Raw genomic sequence first — 16,600 nt, 5'->3', positions numbered from 1 at the left:
GCCGCCGGCGCCCGTGCTGGTCGACACCGGATCGTCGGGTCTTGTCATCGAAGGGCAATACGTCCCGAACCCGGGCTCATCCGTCACCACGGGTTCGGTCACCTACTCCGGGCCCGGCGCGTCGGTGACCGTCCACTACACCACGTCCGACGAGACCGTTGGTTTCTTGACCGGACCGACCGGGTCCGTCCTCACCGCCACGTCGCCGACCGCGGTTGACGTCCTCACCGGCACCGACTCGACGAACTTCGCAAACTATTGGTCCGGCACCGGCATCGTCGGCGTCCTGGGTATCGGGCCGAACGCCGGGGGCCCGGGCACCAGCACGGTGATCCCCGCGTTGCCGGGCACCGTCGATCAGGGCGTGCTCTTCAACCAACCCCACAACCAACTCGTTTTCGGTCCCAACTCCTTATCCAGCACTGTGTCCATCACCGGTTCGCCGACCGTCACCAACGTGGACGTACAGGTCACGGTCCCCGGGCATGGCACGACGTCTACGGTTGTTCCTTCGCTGTTCATCGATTCCGGTGACAATTTCGGATCCATCCCGGCGTCCCTGCTCGGGACGGGTCAGACGACCGGAACCGTGCCGGTGGGAACGGCCATTTCGGTGTACACCAGCACCAACCAGCTGCTGTACTCGTACACGACGACCGCGGCGGATCCCCTGACGGTTACCGGCAGCGTGATGAACACCGGGAACATCCCCTTCGCGCTGGGACCGGTGTACATCGCGCAGAGCCCCAGTGGTCTCGGGACGACAATCTTCGACGCCTGACGTACTACCCCATCAGCGAGGGCACCACGGCGTCGATGAGGTGCGGCCCGGGTTCGGCGAAGGCGGCGCGCAGCGCGTCGGCGAACTCCTCGGCGGTTGTTACGCGGCGCGCCGGAACCCCCATCCCCTCGGATATCTTGACGAAATCAATTGTGGGACGGGATAAGTCGAGCAAGTCCAACGCCTTGGGACCGGGCGACGACCCGGCGCCGACGCGTTGCAGCTCAACGCGCAGGATGTCGTAGGCGCTGTTGTCGTAGAGGACGGTGGTCACGTCGAGGTTCTCGCGCGCCTGCGTCCACAACCCCGAAATCGTATACATGGCAGACCCGTCGGATTCCAGGCACAGCACCGGACGCCCGGGAGCGGCCACCGCGGCACCCACCGCCGCCGGGATTCCGTAGCCGATCGCACCGCCGGTCAGCGTCAACCAGTCATGAGCGGGCGCACCGGCAGTGGCCTGCGGGAGCAGCAGGCCGGAGGTGTTCGACTCGTCGACGACGATCGCGCCTTCGGGCAACAACGCCCCGATCACTTCCGCCGCCGAGGCGGAGGTCAGTGCGCCCGTCGGCGGCTGCGGGCGCACCGCGTCTGCCACCGGCGCGACCGTGCCGGGGGCCACCTCGTCCGCCAGCGCGGCCAAAGCGCCTGCGGCACCGCTGTATTCGGCGAGCACGTGCACCTCGCAGCCGGCCGGCACCAGGTCGCTGGGCATGCCGGGGTAGGCGAAGAACGACACCGGTGACTTGGCGCCCGCCAGCACCAGATGCTTGGCGCCGTTCAGCTGGGCGGTGGCGGCCTCGGCGAAGTAGGCCAGCCGCTCGACGGCGGGAACCCCGGCGCCGCGCTCGAGCCGCGCCGGGAACGTTTCGCACAGCAACCGGGCGCCGGTCGCCTGGGCGATCCGCGCGGCGGCGGCCAGCCCCGGCCGACGCGTGGCGTCGCCCCCGATCAGCAACACCGCGGGCTCCCCGGACCGCAGCACCTCGAGCGCCTCGGTCGCCAACCGCGGGTCGGCCCCCGCCGGTTGCGGGGGCGGTGTGGTGGCGGGCTGCGCCCCGTCCGTCCAGGACACGTCGGCGGGCAGGATCAGGGTGGAGATGTGCGAGCCCACCCGGCTGGCGGCGATCGCCTCGGCGGCGTCGGACGCGACGTCGGCGGTCTGCTCGGTGCGGCGCAGCCATCCCGACACGCTGCCCGCCAGCGCGTCGATGTCGGATTCCAGTGGGGCGTCATACTTTTTGTGGTAAATGGCATGGTCGCCGACGACGACCACCATCGGCACATGCGCGCGCCGCGCGTTGTGCAGGTTGGCCAGGCCGTTGCCCAGGCCCGGGCCGAGGTGCAGCAGAACCGCGGCCGGCTTGTCGGCCATGCGGGCGTAGCCGTCGGCGGCCCCGGTGGCCACGCCCTCGAAAAGGGTTAACACGCCGCGCATTTGGGGAACGGCGTCGAGTGCTGCCACGAAGTGCATCTCCGACGTGCCCGGGTTGGCGAAACATACGTCGACGCCACCGTCGACCAGCGTGTTGATCAGGGCCTGAGCACCGTTCACTGGTGTGCCTCCAATCCGAAAACACGCTCGGCGTTGCCGCGCAGGAAGTCTCGGCGGGCCGCATCGCTTAGCCCGAGTTCATCCAGCCCCGCCAACGCATGCGTGGGGCTGATCATCGGGTAATTGGTGCCGAACAACACCTTGCGTTGTCCGGTGCCGGTTTTCATGAAGCGGACGAGCTCGTCCGGAAACCGCTTGATCGTGTAGGCCGAGGTGTCGATGTAGACGTTCTCGTGCTTGCGGGCGACCGCGACCATCTCCTCGGTCCACGGATAGCCGACGTGGCCGCACACGATGACGAGCTCGGGGAAGTCGAGCGCCACCTGGTCGATGTAGGGAATCGGGCGTCCGGTCTCCGACGGCCGCAGCGGGCCGGTGTGGCCGACCTGCGTGCAGAACGGCACGGCCGACTCCACGCATTCGGCGAACAGCGGATAGTAGCGGCGGTCGGTGGGCGGCGCGTTCCACAGCCACGGCACCACCCGCAACCCCACGAACCCCTGCTTCACCCGGAGCCGCAGCTCGCGCACCGCATCCATGGGGCGATCGAGGTCCACCGCGGCCAGACCGGCGAAGCGGTCCGGGTGAGACCGCACCCATCCGGCCACATCGTCGTTGGAGACCAAGTCCTGGCCGTTCGGGCCGCGCCAGGCGCTCAGCAGGCCGAAGCGGACGTCGGCGGCGTCCATGACCGCGATGGTCGCCTCGATGGGAATGTCGGTGTCGGGGATCGACCCGCCCGTCCAGCGCCGCAGCGAGGCCAGCATGTCGCTGCGCAGGAACCGTTGCGTCGGGTGTTGCATCCAGACATCGATCGTCATCAGAGCTTCGACTGTAGACGGGCGTTACGCGGCCAGCGCGGCGCGGGCGGCGGCGTCGGTCTGCCGCGCGTACCCGCCGCCGAACAACGCCACGTGTGCCAGCAGCGGGAAGAGCTGGTGCAGCCCGATGCGGTTGCGCCAACCGGGTTTCAGCGGTCGCTCCCGCTGGTAGCCGGCGAGGACGGCGTCGTAGTGCGGGCAGCCGAACAGCGCGAGCATCGCCAGGTCGGTCTCCCGGTGGCCGGCGTGCGCGGCGGGGTCGATCAGCACCACGCCGCCCGGCGTCCACATCACGTTGCCGCTCCACAGGTCGCCGTGCAGCCGGGCCGGCGGGTCGTCGTCGTCGAAGTCGCCCGCCCGGCAGCGCACCGCGACGGCATCGACCGTGGCGCGGGTCGACGCGTCGAGCCGCGGCGCCGCCAACTCGGCCATCGGGGCCAGCCGCTCGTCGGCGTAGAAATCGCCCCAGCGCCGGTGCCGCCGCAGCGACATCGGCAGGGGCTGCGACAGCGGCCCGAAGAACCCCGGCCCGTCCCACCCGTCGGGCCCCGCGCCGAACGCCGCGGCGCCGGCGTCATGCGTGCGAGCCAGCCGGCCGCCGAACGCGTCCGCCGCCGCGGCGGTCGGGCTCACGGATTCGAGCCGCCGCAGGGTCAGGCTCGTCGCGTCCACGGAAACCACGTGAGCGCAGGGCACCCCGCCGTCGACGCCGGCAAGCCACCGCAAACCCGCTGCCTCCCAAGCGAAATAGCCCGCCGGCGCGCCCGGGTGCTGCTTGACGAAGTCGGTCACGCGGCTGAGTGCGCGTCAGGTCGTCACATGGCTCGCATGTACGTCGTCTGCCGGGCGCGCCTCGGTCTGCTCCTTGGCCCAGCGGTAGTCGGGTTTGCCTGCGGGCGAACGCTTTACCTCGTCGACCAGCCACAGGCTGCGCGGCACCTTGTAGCCCGCGATCTCGGAGCGCACGAAGCTGTCCAGCTCCGCCAGCGTCGGCCGGCAACCGGGCCGGGGCTGCACGACGGCCGCCACGTGCTGGCCGTAACGGGGATCGGGCACACCGACCACCAGGGCGTCGAAGACGTCGGGGTGGCCCTTCAGCGCGGCCTCGACCTCCTCGGGGTAGATCTTCTCGCCGCCGCTGTTGATCGACACCGACCCGCGGCCCAGCATCGTGACGGTGCCGTCCTCCTCGACCAGAGCCCAGTCGCCGGGGATGGCGTAGCGAACGCCGTTGATGGTCTTGAAGGTTTCGGCCGTCTTCTTCTCGTCCTTGTAGTAGCCGACCGGGATGTTGCCCTTCTTGGCGATGAAGCCGCGCACTCCCGACCCGGGCTTCACCTCATTGCCCTCCTCGTCGAGCACGACGGTGCGGTGGTCGATGGTGACGCGCGGGCCACCGCTGTGCGGCGCGCCCGCGGCGACGATGCTGGTGCCGCCGAAACCGGTCTCGGAGGAGCCAATCGAGTCGGTGATGACGCGGTTGGGCAGCAGCTCCAGCAGCCGCTCCTTGATGCTCGGCGAGAACAGCGCCGCGGTGCTGGCCAGGAGGAACAGCGACGACAGGTCGTATTCGTGGTCGGTGTCCAGGGCGTCGAGCAGCGGCCGCGCCATCGCGTCACCGGTGAAGAACAGCAGGTTGACCTTGTGCTCATGAATGGTGCGCCACACCTCTTCGGCGTTGAATTCCGGTGCCAGCACGGTGGTTTGGCCGGAGAAGATCGACATCCAGGTCGCCGATTGGGTGGCGCCGTGGATCATCGGCGGAATCGGATAGCGGACCATCGGCGGATTCGCGGCCGCACCCTTGGCCAGGTCGTACTCGTCCTTGACGAATTCTCCCGTCGCAAAGTCGGTGCCGCCCAACAGCACCCGATAGATGTCCTCGTGGCGCCACATCACACCTTTGGGAAAGCCCGTCGTACCGCCCGTATACAGCAGGTAGATGTCGTCGGCGCTGCGCTCACCGAAGTCGCGCTCGGGCGAGCCCTGGGCGATCGCCGAGTAGAACTCGACGCCCCCGTAGCGCTGGTAGTCACTGTCGGAGCCGTCCTCGATGACCAGGATGGTCTTGACGTTCGGGGTGTCCGGCAGCACGTTGGCTACCCGGTCGGCGTACTGGCGCTCGTGCACCAGCGCCACCATGTCGGAGTTGTCGAACAGGTAGCGCAGCTCGCCCTCGACGTAGCGGTAGTTGACGTTGACGATGATGGCGCCGGCCTTGACGATGCCGAGCATCGCGATCACGATCTCGATGCGGTTGCGGCAGTACAGCCCGACCTTGTCGTCCTTCTTGACGCCCTGATCGATCAGGTAGTGCGCGAGACGGTTGGCCTTCTCCTCCAGTTGGGCGTAGGTCAGCTTCTCGTCGCCGCAGATGAGGGCGACACGGTCTGGCACAGCGTCGATGGCGTGCTCGGCGAGGTCGGCGATATTCAGGGCCACGGCCACCAAATTAGAACGTGTTACATTTCTTGACAAGCTCACCCCCGACGTCGACCGAAAGGCGGTAGGTGTGGCCGAGACGCCAGCAAACGAACAAACGGGACAGGACGCCCTCGTCGAACAGCGCGGTCACACCCTGATCGTCACGTTGAACCGGCCCCACGCCCGCAACGCGCTGAGCACCGAAATGATGGAAATCATGGTGCAGGCGTGGGACCGCGTCGACAACGACGACGACATCCGCTGCTGCATCCTCACCGGGGCGGGTGGCTACTTCTGCGCCGGCATGGACCTCAAGGCGGCGACGAAACGGCCACCCGGTGATTCTTTTAGGGACGGCAGCTACGACCCGTCACGGATCGACGCTTTGCTCAAAGGTCGCAGACTCACAAAACCCCTCATCGCGGCCGTCGAAGGCCCCGCGATCGCCGGCGGGACCGAGATCCTGCAGGGCACCGACATCCGGGTCGCCGGCGAGAGCGCCAAGTTCGGCATCTCGGAGGCCAAGTGGAGCCTGTATCCGATGGGCGGGTCGGCCGTCCGACTGGTGCGGCAGATCCCCTACACCGTCGCGTGCGACCTGCTGCTGACCGGCCGGCACATCACCGCCGCCGAGGCCAAGGAGATCGGCCTGATCGGCCACCTGGTCCCCGACGGCCAGGCGCTGACCAAGGCGCTCGAGATCGCGGAACTCATATCGGCTAACGGACCTTTGGCCGTGCAGGCCATTCTGCGGGCCATCCGCGAGACCGAGGGCATGCACGAGAACGACGCATTCAAGATCGACACCCAGATCGGCATCAAGGTGTTCCTGTCCGACGACGCCAAGGAAGGCCCGCGGGCGTTCGCCGAGAAGCGCAAGCCGAACTTCCAGAACCGCTAGCGCCGGCGCCGAGCCCCTCCCCTTCGCCGAACGTGAACTGACGGCGAAATTTCGCTCGAATTCGATCCCTGACTTCACGCTCGGCGCGGCTGTCGGTGGCCTCAGACAGACTGCCCGCGTGGCAGAACCCTTCATCGGCAGCGAGGCGCTGGCAGCGGGCACTGTGACACGGCATGGGCTGCGAAGCCGATTCGTCGCAATCCATCCGGACGTCTACATCCCGCGCGACGGGAATTTGACCGCTGTGACGCGCGCTCGTGCCGCCTGGCTGTGGTCCCGGCGGCGCGGGGTCGTCGCGGGACATTCCGCCTCGGCGCTCCACGGCGCCAAATGGGTCGATCACCGCGCGCCGGCGCAATTGCTGTACGAACACCGCCGCCCCCCGGCCGGCATCCGTACCTGGTCGGACACCGTCGCGGACGACGAGACCGCAGTGGTCGGCGGCGTGCTGACGACGAACCCGGCGCGCACGGCATTCGACCTCGCCTGTCGCAATCCGGTCGGAAATGCCGTCGCTGCCATCGATGCCCTGGCCAGGGCAACCCGACTGAAGGTCGCCGACGCGGAACTGGTTGCGGACCGCTACAAAGGCCGCCGGAACATCAGGCGAGCCCGGCGCGCGCTCGCCCTGGTCGACGCCGGTGCGCAGTCACCCCGGGAGACCTGGCTGCGACTCGTGGTCATCGAGGCCGGATACCCTCCGCCGCAAATCCAGATCCCCGTCCACGGCGAATACGGCGAGCTCGTCGCGGTTGTCGACCTCGGTTGGGAGGATCGCAAGATCGCGCTCGAGTACGAGGGTGACCACCATCGGACCGATCGCCGGCAACTGCGCAGGGACATCGAGCGCTATGAGGCTCTGGACACCACGGGTTGGATCACCGTCCGCGTCGCGGCCGACCACACGCGGGGCGGCGTCCTGGCTCGACTGGCCACGGCGTGGGCTCGCCGAACGTGAACTCAGGCATGAGATTTGGCCGATTTACCGCCCTGACGGCACGCTCGGCGAGGGGCAGGCTCAGCCCAGCGGTGCGGTCGGGGTGAACGCCACCGGCATCTTCTCCAGGCCGGACACGAAGTTCGCCGGCCGCAGCGGCAGGTCGGCGTCCGACGCCAGTCGCATGTCGGGAAGCCGCTGCAACAGGCGCGTCTGCATGATCGACAGCTCGAGGCGGGCGAGCTGGTTGCCGAGGCAGAAATGCGTGCCGAAGCCGAAAGCCAGGTGGTTGTTCGGGTAGCGCTCGATGTCGAAGCTCTCCGGGTCGTCGAAAACCTTCTCGTCGAAGTTCGCCGACTCGAACAGCAGGATCATCTTCTCGCCCTTGGTCAACCGGGTGCCGTGGAACTCGGTGTCGGCGGTGATCGTGCGCGCCATGTTCTTCACCGGCGCGGTCCAGCGCAGCATCTCCTCGATCGCGTTGGGCAGCAACGACAAATCCCCCACCAGCCGCCGGTGCTGATCGGGGTGCAGCAGCAACTGCCGGGTTCCACCGGACAGCGTGTGCCGGGTGGTCTCGTCGCCGCCGATCAACAGCAGCAGCACCTCGGTGACGATCTGGTGGTCCTCGAGGTGTGAGCCCTCGACCTCCGCGTGCACCAGCACACTGACCAGGTCGTCGGTCGGTTCGTCCTTGCGGGCCGCGATCATGCCCATCATGTATTCGCTGTAGGCGGCGAAGGCGTCCATCGTGACCTGGATATCGGCTTCGGCCGCGGTGCTGCTCAAGGCGCCGACCAGATCGTCGGACCACTTGAGGAACATCTTGCGTTCCTCCGGGCGCACCCCGAGCATGTCGCCGATCACCGCCATCGGCAGCGGCGCGGCGAGGTCCCAGACGAAGTCGCATTCACCGCGTTCGCACACCGCGTCGATCAGCGTGTCACACAACGAAAGGATCTTGGACTCTTGGTCTTTCACGCGCTTGCGGGTGAAGCCGGAGTTGACGAGCTTGCGGCGCAACAGGTGCTGCGGATCGTCCATCTCGATCATCATCTCGACGCCGTCCTGGTCGGGCCGGATGCCGCCGGCATTCGAGAACAGCTCGGGGTTGCGCTCGGCCTCGATCACGGCCTGATACGTCGACGCCGCGGCCAGCCCGTTGCGGTCCCGAAACACCGGCTCGTGTTCGCGCATCCAGCGGTAGACGGTGTGCGAGTCACCCGCGTAGAACGCGCCGTCGGTGAGGTCGACGTCCGGCCTGGTCGCTGAAGTCACCGTCATGAGATCTCCCGGGCGTCGCCGAATGTCATCTGTACGTTCTCCGCGGAGCTGGACAGCATCGCGCGCTTCGGAAGGCCCAGCGACGCCAGCTCTTTCGCGTACGGGTGATCACCCAGCCGGACGCGCACCCCGCCGAGCCGGGTCCGCACGCCGTCCAGCGTGTGCTCGAAGGCGGTCTCCCGGGTGATGCCGTCGCGGTGCGAGTAGCTGCGCTGGGCCGCCTGCCGCGGGGTCAGCCGAATCGGCAGGCCGCGACGGAAGTCCATGCCGATCACGAGTTGCCCGTCGACGGTGCAGTCGAACCCGAACTCGCGGCCCTCCCGAATGGTGAAGTCCGCCATGACTTTCGGGTAGCCCCAGATCTTGGTGCCCGCCTCCAGCGTGAACGTCTGGTCGACGGGCAGGTGGTGGATGAAGGCGCCTGCCGACTGCAGCGCCCGCGGCCCGCTCGCGTGCGACCCCGGCGGGTTGACCATCACGCTGGTGCCGAACTCGTAGTACTGGCCCAGGTCGCCGTCGATGTAGTGCATGAGCATCAGCACCACGATCGCGCGCCCGGGCAGATAACGGCAGACCTGCAGGCCGCTGTAGTCGATGAGGTGCTGGGCGGCGTCGGCGTCCACCGAGAACATCGCCATGTGCTGGTTTGCCTTGCGGATCTGCACCGGCATCGTGATCACCGTGCCGGCGATGGTGTGCTGCGAGGCTGTCATCGGGCCAATCTAGAACGCGTTCTATTCACCTGGCAAGGACCGCCTAAATCAGTGCGGCCACCTCGCGGACCTGCTCGGCGCTGCGACCGGAGACGACCATCATGGTGACGCCCGCGGCCGACCAGACCTCGATCTGCTTACGCACGTAGTCGACGTCGCCGACGATCGCGGCGTCGTCGACGACCTCGTCCGGGATGATCTCGGCCGCCTTGTCTTTCTGGTTGCTGCGGAACAGTTTCGTCACGTCGTCGACGACCTCGGCGTAGCCCATCCGGCGGTAGACGTCGGCGTGGAAGTTGGTGTCCTCCGCGCCCATCCCGCCCATGTAGAGCGCCAGATAGGGCTTCATCGCGGCGAACGCCGCGGCGCGGTCGTCGGTGATGACGATGTTGGCGGTCGCGCAGATCTCGAAGTCCTCGCGGCTGCGGCGGGCGCCGGGCCGGGCGAATCCCTCATCGAGCCATTCGTTGTAGGTGTCGGCCATCCGGGGCGTATAGAAGATCGGCAGCCAGCCGTCGCAGACCTCCGCGGCCAGCGCGACGTTCTTCGGGCCCTCGGCGCCCAGCATGATCGGGATGTCGGCGCGCAGCGGATGGGTGATGGGCTTGAGCGGCTTGCCCAGCCCGGTCGTCTCAGGACCGGTCAGCGGCAGCGGGTAGTGGGGGCCGTCGCCGGTGACCGGCTTCTCCCGGGCCCATACCTGCCGAAGGATGTCGATGTACTCGCGGGTGCGGGCCAGCGGCTTGGGGAATCGCTGGCCGTACCAGCCCTCCACCACCTGCGGCCCGGACACGCCCAGCCCCAGGATGTGGCGGCCCCCCGAGAGGTGGTCGAGGGTGAGGGCGGCCATCGCACAGGCCGTCGGCGTCCGCGCGGACAGCTGGATCACCGACGTCCCCAGCCGCAGCCGCGACGTCGAGGAGCCGTACCAGGCCAGCGGCGTGTAGGCGTCGGATCCCCACGCCTCGGCGGTGAACACGGCGTCGAAGCCGGCCGCCTCGGCCGCGGCGACCAATTCCGCATGGTTCTGTGGCGGCCCTGCGCCCCAGTACCCCAGCTGCAACCCCAGCTTCATTGCCTCTCCTGACCCGATGTTGAAACGATTCTTAGAACCTGTTCTACTCGAAGGCGTGACAGCCAGCTCGAGCAGCCCGACCCTGATCGATCACCCTGAGCCACCACTCTCCGCGCCACTGACGTTGTCCTTCGACTACACCCGTTCGGTGGGCCCCACGCTCAGCAAGTTCTTCACCGCATTGCGTGAGCGCCACATCCTGGGGGTGCGCGGATCGGATGGCCGCGTGCATGTCCCGCCGGCGGAATATGACCCGGTTACCTATGAGCCGCTGGGCGAGATGGTACCGGTGTCGGCCGTCGGCACCGTCGCGTCCTGGACCTGGCAGCCCGAGCCGCTGGACGGGCAGCCGCTCGACCGCCCGTTCGCCTGGGCGCTGATCAAGCTCGACGGCGCGGACACGCTGCTGATGCACGCGGTTGATGCCGGTGACCCGACGGCGATCCGGACCGGCTCCCGGGTGCACGTGCACTGGGCCGACGAGACCGTGGGCGCCATCACCGACATCGCGCACTTCCAGCTGGGCGACGAAGCCGAGCCCGTGCCGGAATCGCCCGAAGGGGACCGGGAACCGGTCACCATGATCGTCACGCCGATCTCGCTGACGATTCAGCACACCGCCTCGCACGAGGAGAGCGCGTACCTGCGCGCCATCGCCGAGGGCAAGCTGCTGGGGGCGCGCACCGGAGCGACCGGCAAGGTGTACTTCCCGCCGCACGGGGCCGACCCGGCCACCGGCCAGCCGACCACCGAGTTCGTCGAGCTACCGGACAAGGGCACGGTGACGACGTTCGCCATCATCAACATCCCGTTCCAGGGCCAGCGCATCAAGCCGCCGTACGTGGCGGCCTACGTCCTGCTCGACGGCGCCGACATCCCGTTCCTGCATCTGGTCGCTGACGTCGACGCGCACTCGGTTCGGATGGGCATGCGCGTCGAGGCGGTGTGGAAACCCCGGGACGAGTGGGGCTTTGGCATCGACAACATCGAGTACTTCCGGCCGACCGGGGAACCCGACGCCGACTACGATACCTACAAGCACCACCTGTAAAGGGCTTACCTGAACATGAGCGCTCGCAACGTTGCGGTCGTCGGCTTTGCCCACGCCCCGCATGTCCGCCGCACGGACGGCACCACCAACGGCGTCGAGATGTTGATGCCGTGCTTCGCCCAGCTGTACGAGGAGCTCGGCATCACCAAGGCCGACATCGGGTTCTGGTGCTCGGGATCGTCCGATTACCTTGCGGGGCGAGCGTTTTCGTTCATCTCGGCGATCGACTCGATCGGCGCCGTCCCCCCGATCAACGAATCGCATGTCGAGATGGACGCGGCGTGGGCGCTCTACGAGGCCTACATCAAGATCCTGACCGGCGAGGTCGACACCGCGCTGGTGTACGGCTTCGGCAAGTCCTCGGCCGGAATCCTGCGTCAGATCCTCTCGCGGCAGACCGACCCCTACACCGTCGCGCCGCTGTGGCCCGACTCGGTGTCGATGGCAGGGCTACAGGCCCGCATCGGGCTCGACACCGGCAAGTGGACCGACATACAGATGGCCCGCGTCGCCTTCGAATCCTTCGCGTGCGCAAAGCGAGTGGACTCCGTGCAGCCTCCGGTCAGCTTGGACGAATTGCTGGAGCGGCCGTTCTTCGCCGACCCGCTGCGCCGGCACGACATCGCCCCGATCACCGACGGCGCCGCCGCGATCGTGCTCGCGGCCGACGACCGGGCGCGCGAGTTGCGCGAAAACCCTGCCTGGATCACCGGTATCGAGCACCGCATCGAATCCCCGTCGCTGGGCGTGCGGGATCTCACCGAATCACCGTCGACCACCGCCGCGGCCAGGGCGGCCACCGGCGGAAACACCCGCAACCTGGACGTGGCCGAGATCTGTGCGCCGTTCACCCACCAGCACCTGATCCTCGCCGAGGCGATCAACATCCCCGGTGCGACGAAGGTGAATCCTTCCGGCGGCGCGCTGGCGGCCAACCCCATGTTCGTCGCCGGACTGGAGCGCATCGGCTTTGCGGCACAACACATCTGGAACGGTTCGGCCGGGCGGGTGCTCGCGCACGCCACCAGCGGGCCCGCCCTGCAACAGAACCTGGTCGCGGTCATGGAAGGAAAGAACTGATGGCCGGAGCGGGAGCACACCTGGCCGCGGTACTCGGTACCGGGCAGACGAAGTACGTCGCCAAGCGCCAGGACGTTTCGATGAACGGCCTGGTGCGCGAGGCCATCGACCGGGCGTTGGAAGACTCCGGATCCACGTTTGACGACATCGACGCCGTCGTGGTGGGCAAGGCGCCCGACTTCTTCGAGGGTGTCATGATGCCCGAGCTGTTCATGGCCGACGCCATGGGAGCCACCGGCAAGCCGCTGATCCGGGTACACACCGCGGGTTCGGTCGGCGGCTCCACCGGGGTGGTGGCCGCCAGCCTGGTGCAGTCCGGCAAGTACCGGCGCGTGCTGGCGATGGCGTGGGAGAAGCAGTCGGAATCGAATGCCATGTGGGCGTTGTCGATTCCGATCCCCTTCATCAAGCCCGTCGGCGCCGGTGCGGGAGGCTACTTCGCCCCGCACGTGCGGTCGTACATTCGCCGGTCCGGCGCGCCGACGAACATCGGCGCCATGGTCGCGGTCAAGGACCGGCTCAACGGGGCCCGCAACCCGCTGGCGCACCTGCACCAGCCGGACATCACCCTGGAGAAGGTGATGGAGTCGCCCATGCTCTGGGACCCGATCCGCTACGACGAGACCTGCCCGTCCTCCGACGGTGCCGCCGCGGTCGTCATCGGCAACGAGGAGATCGCCGACGCGCGTGTGGCACAAGGACATCCGGTCGCCTGGATCCACGCAACCGCGCTGCGCACCGAGCCTCTGCAGTTCTCCGGCCGCGACCAGGTCAGCCCGCAGGCCGGGCGCGATGCGGCCGCCGCGCTGTGGAAGGCGGCCGGCATCACCAGCCCCATCGACGAGATCGACGCCGCCGAGATCTACGTCCCGTTCTCCTGGTTCGAGCCGATGTGGTTGGAAAACCTCGGGTTTGCGCCCGAGGGCGAAGGCTGGAAACTCACCGAGGCCGGCGAGACGAAGATCGGCGGCCGGCTGCCGGTGAACCCGTCGGGCGGCGTGCTGTCGTCGAACCCGATCGGGGCCTCGGGCCTGATCCGCTTCGCCGAGGCGGCGATTCAGGTGATGGGCAAGGGCGGGGATCACCAGGTCCCCAACGCGCGAAAGGCGTTGGGGCACGCCTACGGCGGCGGCTCGCAGTACTACTCGATGTGGGTGGTCGGCGCCGACAAACCCGAAAAGGCCTCATTATGACCAGCATTCAGCAGACCAAGCACCCCGCCCACGAGGCAGGCCGCCGCTCGCGCGAGGCGGTGATCGCCAGGGACAAGGAAGCGTGGCTGGCGGTGTTCGCCGACGACGCAATCGTCGAGGACCCGATCGGGCCGTCGGCGTTCGACCCGGCAGGCAAGGGCCACCGGGGCCGCGACGCGATCTCCGCCTTCTGGGACAAGGCCATCGCGCCCACCGACAAGATCGAGTTCGTCTTCCACGACACCTATCAATGCGGCAACGAAGAAGCCAACGTCGGGCACATCCTCATCACCGCCGGCGGCCATCAGGTCACCGCGGAGGGCGTGTTCACCTACAAGGCCGACGACGAGGGCAAGCTGGTCGCCCTGCGCGCCTACTGGGAGATGGACAGAGCCGCCGCAAGCACCCGACGCATCTAGGGGTGTCCCTGGTCACCGGCTGACCACTTGGCGCCTCGGCGCCGTTCCCGCCAGGTGCGACGAGGCGTTCGTTCGATCACGGTGGAGCGCGCATCGCACCACGGTGAATTCCCGCGTCGCCACACCATGTCGCGTCCTGCGCCACCACGTTTCTCGATGGCATAGCGGTCGAGCATCGGCGTGCGCTCATTCACCGAAGCGGCCGGCCACCGTCACCGGCCGCGCCGTAGGCAGAGTCTGAAATTGATTATTTTCATCAACTTTTAGTCTTGCGAATGATCCTCTTAGATACCTATGGTCTTAACAAATGGCTTGAACATACCCGCCGGTCTACCGAGGAGAGCCCCGATGTCGTCTTTTGTGTTCGCAGCGCCTGAGGCGTTGAGTAGTGCGTCGTCCGACTTGAACGGCATCGGGACGGCGATCAGGGAGGCCATGGCGGCTGCGGCACCGTCGACGACGGGGATTGCCCCCGCGGCCTTCGACGAGGTGTCGGCGGCCATCAGCGGCCTGTTCGAGAGCCATGGGCAGGAATTTCAGGCGCTGAGCGCGCAGGCGGCGTTGTTTCATGAGCAGTTTGAGCAGCTGTTGAGGGCCGGCGCGGGCGCATATGCGGCCGCTGAGGCCGCGAACGCCTCGCCTCTGCAGATGCTCGAGCAGGACCTGTTGGGCGCGATCAATGCGCCCACGAACGCGCTGTTGCATCGCCCGCTGATCGGCAACGGCGCCAATGGTGCGCCGGGGACCGGGCAGGCCGGCGGGGCCGGCGGGATCTTGATCGGTAATGGCGGCAACGGCGGATCGGGCGCGGCCGGTCACGCCGGTGGTGCCGGTGGGAATGCGGGCTTGTTCGGCCGAGGCGGCGCCGGTGGCGCCGGTGGCGATGCCGTTGCCGCCGGTTCGACCGGGGGTAACGGTGGCGCCGGCGGAGCCGGTGGATGGTTCGGCGGCAACGGCGGCGTCGGCGGGCTCGGCAGCGCCGGCGCGGCCGGGGCCACCGGTGTTGGCGGTAACGGCGGGGCCGGCGGGACCGGCGGCGCGGAGCGGGCACTGCTGCCGTTGTGGTCGGCCGGTGCCGGCGGCACCGGTGGCCTTGGCGGCAACGGTGCCGCAGCCACCGCGGCGGGCGCCACCGGAGCCGACGGTGGTGCCGGCGGGGCCGGCGGGGCCGGGGGCAGCAGCCTCGGATTGTTGGGCACCGCGGGGCATGGCGGGCTGGGCGGGAACGGCGGAACTGGCGGTATGGGCGCGGCCGGTGCCGCGGGCGTGGGCAGCGACGGGAGCGCCGGTGGTGCGGGCGGTAACGGAGGCGCCGCCGGCGCCGGCGGGGCCGGCGGGTCGGCCGGATTCCTCGGGTCGCACGGCGCCGCAGGGCATGCGGGCACCGGCGGCACCGGTGGCAACGGCGGCCTCGGTGGCTCCGGCGACGCGTCCGCCACAGCGGGTGGTACCGGCTTCAACGGTGGCGCCGGAGGCGCCGGCGGCCACGGCGGGAGCGCGGGCATTGGCGGCACCAACGGCGCGGGCGGTCAAGGCGGTAACGGCGGCGGCGGCGGCAGAGGCGGTGACGGTGCCGCGGGTTCGGCCAGCGACGGCAGTGCCGGAGGTACCGGAGGTAACGGCGGTGACGCCGGGGCCGGCGGCGCGGCCGGCACGGGGCCGGGCGCGGCGGGTGTGGCGGGCAAAGCGGGTACCGGCGGAACCGGTGGCACGGGTGGTAACGGTGGGGCCGGTGATAACGGCGCGGACGCCACACTGGGTCTCGACACCGGCCAAACCGGCTTCAAGGGCGGCGACGGCGGGGCCGGCGGCACCGGCGGCGGCACTCCCCATGGCGGCACCAACGGCGCAGGCGGCATCGGTGGTCAGGGCGGCACCGGCGGCAACGGCGGGGCCGGCGGCGACGGTGGCGCCGGCGGCGGTCCGGCAAGTGCCGGCGGTGCGGGTGGCCTCGGCGGCAACGGCGGCAACGGCGGCGCGGCCGGCGCGGCCGGCACCGGTACCGGTACCGGGGGCACCGCGGGCACCGGCGGCACCGGCGGCACCGGCGGCGTCGGTGGTCACGGCGGCCAGGGCAGCGACGGCGATTCGAGCATTCCCGGCTTCAGCTATCAAGGCGGCGACGGCGGCGGTGGCGGGACCGGCGGCACCGGCGGCGGCACTCCCCACGGCGGAACCAACGGCACAGGAGGCCACGGCGGTGACGGCGGCACCGCCGGCAACGGGGGCTCGCAGACCGCCGACGTGGCCGACCCTGGTAGCGGAGGCGGAGGCGGCGGCGGTGGCGGCGCCGGCGGGACCGGCGGTGATGCCGGCAGCGGCAGCGGCAGCGGCGGCGCCGGCGGCGCGGGCGGCACGGGCGGCAC

At 69.0% G+C, this 16,600-nt stretch carries 15 protein-coding genes; 8 read left to right on the top strand and 7 right to left on the bottom strand.

Annotated features, from left to right (window positions below; genetic code table 11):
- Nucleotides 1–781: PecA family PE domain-processing aspartic protease (locus A5705_RS28155; RefSeq protein ID WP_197521282.1), on the top strand; the 781-nt coding region annotated here is incomplete at its 5' end.
- Nucleotides 782–785: 4 nt separating this feature from the next.
- Here the strand turns inward: A5705_RS28155 and A5705_RS15305 are convergent.
- The 4 genes from A5705_RS15305 to A5705_RS15290 are packed head-to-tail and all read right to left on the bottom strand — an operon-like array spanning nucleotide 786 to nucleotide 5,605.
- A complete protein-coding gene (locus A5705_RS15305) occupies nucleotides 786–2,336 on the bottom strand; it encodes an acetolactate synthase large subunit (protein WP_068278424.1) in 1,551 nt (516 codons plus the stop codon).
- Nucleotides 2,333–3,157, bottom strand: a complete 825-nt coding sequence (locus A5705_RS15300) for an amidohydrolase family protein (protein WP_068278423.1) — start codon at nucleotides 3,155–3,157, stop codon at nucleotides 2,333–2,335. Before A5705_RS15300 ends, A5705_RS15305 begins: the two co-directional genes overlap by 4 nt.
- 24 nt (nucleotides 3,158–3,181) lie before the next feature.
- Nucleotides 3,182–3,949 (bottom strand): fructosamine kinase family protein, encoded by a 768-nt coding sequence (locus tag A5705_RS15295; RefSeq protein WP_068278422.1) that lies wholly within the window; start codon nucleotides 3,947–3,949, stop codon nucleotides 3,182–3,184.
- 15 nt (nucleotides 3,950–3,964) lie between these two features.
- Nucleotides 3,965–5,605 (bottom strand): acyl-CoA synthetase, encoded by a 1,641-nt coding sequence (locus A5705_RS15290; RefSeq protein WP_068278421.1) that lies wholly within the window; start codon nucleotides 5,603–5,605, stop codon nucleotides 3,965–3,967.
- Nucleotides 5,606–5,669: 64 nt separating this feature from the next.
- On the opposite strand from A5705_RS15290, the gene A5705_RS15285 reads away from it, so the two are divergent.
- Nucleotides 5,670–6,482 carry a crotonase/enoyl-CoA hydratase family protein gene (locus A5705_RS15285; RefSeq protein WP_067873256.1) on the top strand — a complete coding sequence of 271 codons (813 nt, stop codon included), beginning with the start codon at nucleotides 5,670–5,672 and terminating at the stop codon, nucleotides 6,480–6,482.
- 118 nt (nucleotides 6,483–6,600) lie between these two features.
- Nucleotides 6,601–7,440 (top strand): hypothetical protein, encoded by an 840-nt coding sequence (locus A5705_RS15280; RefSeq protein WP_068278420.1) that lies wholly within the window; start codon nucleotides 6,601–6,603, stop codon nucleotides 7,438–7,440.
- A gap of 60 nt (nucleotides 7,441–7,500) precedes the next feature.
- Here the strand turns inward: A5705_RS15280 and A5705_RS15275 are convergent, their stop codons facing one another.
- The 3 genes from A5705_RS15275 to A5705_RS15265 are packed head-to-tail and all read right to left on the bottom strand — an operon-like array spanning nucleotide 7,501 to nucleotide 10,491.
- Nucleotides 7,501–8,703 (bottom strand): cytochrome P450, encoded by a 1,203-nt coding sequence (locus tag A5705_RS15275; RefSeq protein WP_067873250.1) that lies wholly within the window; start codon nucleotides 8,701–8,703, stop codon nucleotides 7,501–7,503.
- Entirely contained in the window at nucleotides 8,700–9,416 is a 717-nt protein-coding gene (locus tag A5705_RS15270) for an acetoacetate decarboxylase family protein (protein ID WP_067873247.1), read from the bottom strand. Before A5705_RS15270 ends, A5705_RS15275 begins: the two co-directional genes overlap by 4 nt.
- Nucleotides 9,417–9,459: 43 nt before the next feature.
- Nucleotides 9,460–10,491, bottom strand: coding sequence for an LLM class F420-dependent oxidoreductase (locus A5705_RS15265; RefSeq protein ID WP_068278419.1), 1,032 nt, complete (start codon nucleotides 10,489–10,491; stop codon nucleotides 9,460–9,462).
- 55 nt (nucleotides 10,492–10,546) lie between these two features.
- Here A5705_RS15265 and A5705_RS15260 point away from each other — a divergent pair, with 55 nt between their 5' ends.
- The 5 genes from A5705_RS15260 to A5705_RS15240 all read left to right on the top strand — a co-directional run.
- On the top strand, nucleotides 10,547–11,542 hold the full coding sequence (locus A5705_RS15260; protein WP_068278418.1) for a Zn-ribbon domain-containing OB-fold protein: 996 nt from the start codon (nucleotides 10,547–10,549) through the stop codon (nucleotides 11,540–11,542).
- A gap of 15 nt (nucleotides 11,543–11,557) precedes the next feature.
- Nucleotides 11,558–12,622: a thiolase domain-containing protein gene (locus A5705_RS15255; RefSeq protein ID WP_067873238.1), complete on the top strand. Its 1,065-nt coding sequence runs from the start codon at nucleotides 11,558–11,560 to the stop codon at nucleotides 12,620–12,622.
- Entirely contained in the window at nucleotides 12,622–13,815 is a 1,194-nt protein-coding gene (locus A5705_RS15250) for a thiolase domain-containing protein (protein WP_068278417.1), read from the top strand. Before A5705_RS15255 ends, A5705_RS15250 begins: the two co-directional genes overlap by 1 nt.
- Entirely contained in the window at nucleotides 13,812–14,234 is a 423-nt protein-coding gene (locus A5705_RS15245; RefSeq protein WP_068278416.1) for a nuclear transport factor 2 family protein, read from the top strand. Before A5705_RS15250 ends, A5705_RS15245 begins: the two co-directional genes overlap by 4 nt.
- Nucleotides 14,235–14,582: 348 nt before the next feature.
- Nucleotides 14,583–16,600: PE family protein (locus tag A5705_RS15240; protein WP_156763129.1), on the top strand; the 2,018-nt coding region annotated here is incomplete at its 3' end.

This window comes from Mycobacterium sp. E787, assembly GCF_001668725.1.
Taxonomy (GTDB): Bacteria; Actinomycetota; Actinomycetes; order Mycobacteriales; family Mycobacteriaceae; genus Mycobacterium.
Note: the sequence above shows the minus strand (reverse complement) of the source record. Positions and strands in the feature narration are given on the sequence as shown.

What these genes read in the sequence shown, in the direction of transcription:
- A5705_RS15265 (WP_068278419.1), bottom strand. Translation starts at nt 10,491, where the DNA reads ATGAAGCTGGGGTTGCAGCTGGGGTACTGGGGCGCAGGGCCGCCACAG.
- A5705_RS15275 (WP_067873250.1), bottom strand. Translation starts at nt 8,703, where the DNA reads ATGACGGTGACTTCAGCGACCAGGCCGGACGTCGACCTCACCGACGGC.
- A5705_RS15245 (WP_068278416.1), top strand. Translation starts at nt 13,812, where the DNA reads ATGACCAGCATTCAGCAGACCAAGCACCCCGCCCACGAGGCAGGCCGC.
- A5705_RS15250 (WP_068278417.1), top strand. Translation starts at nt 12,622, where the DNA reads ATGGCCGGAGCGGGAGCACACCTGGCCGCGGTACTCGGTACCGGGCAG.
- A5705_RS15300 (WP_068278423.1), bottom strand. Translation starts at nt 3,157, where the DNA reads ATGACGATCGATGTCTGGATGCAACACCCGACGCAACGGTTCCTGCGC.
- A5705_RS15270 (WP_067873247.1), bottom strand. Translation starts at nt 9,416, where the DNA reads ATGACAGCCTCGCAGCACACCATCGCCGGCACGGTGATCACGATGCCG.
- A5705_RS15255 (WP_067873238.1), top strand. Translation starts at nt 11,558, where the DNA reads ATGAGCGCTCGCAACGTTGCGGTCGTCGGCTTTGCCCACGCCCCGCAT.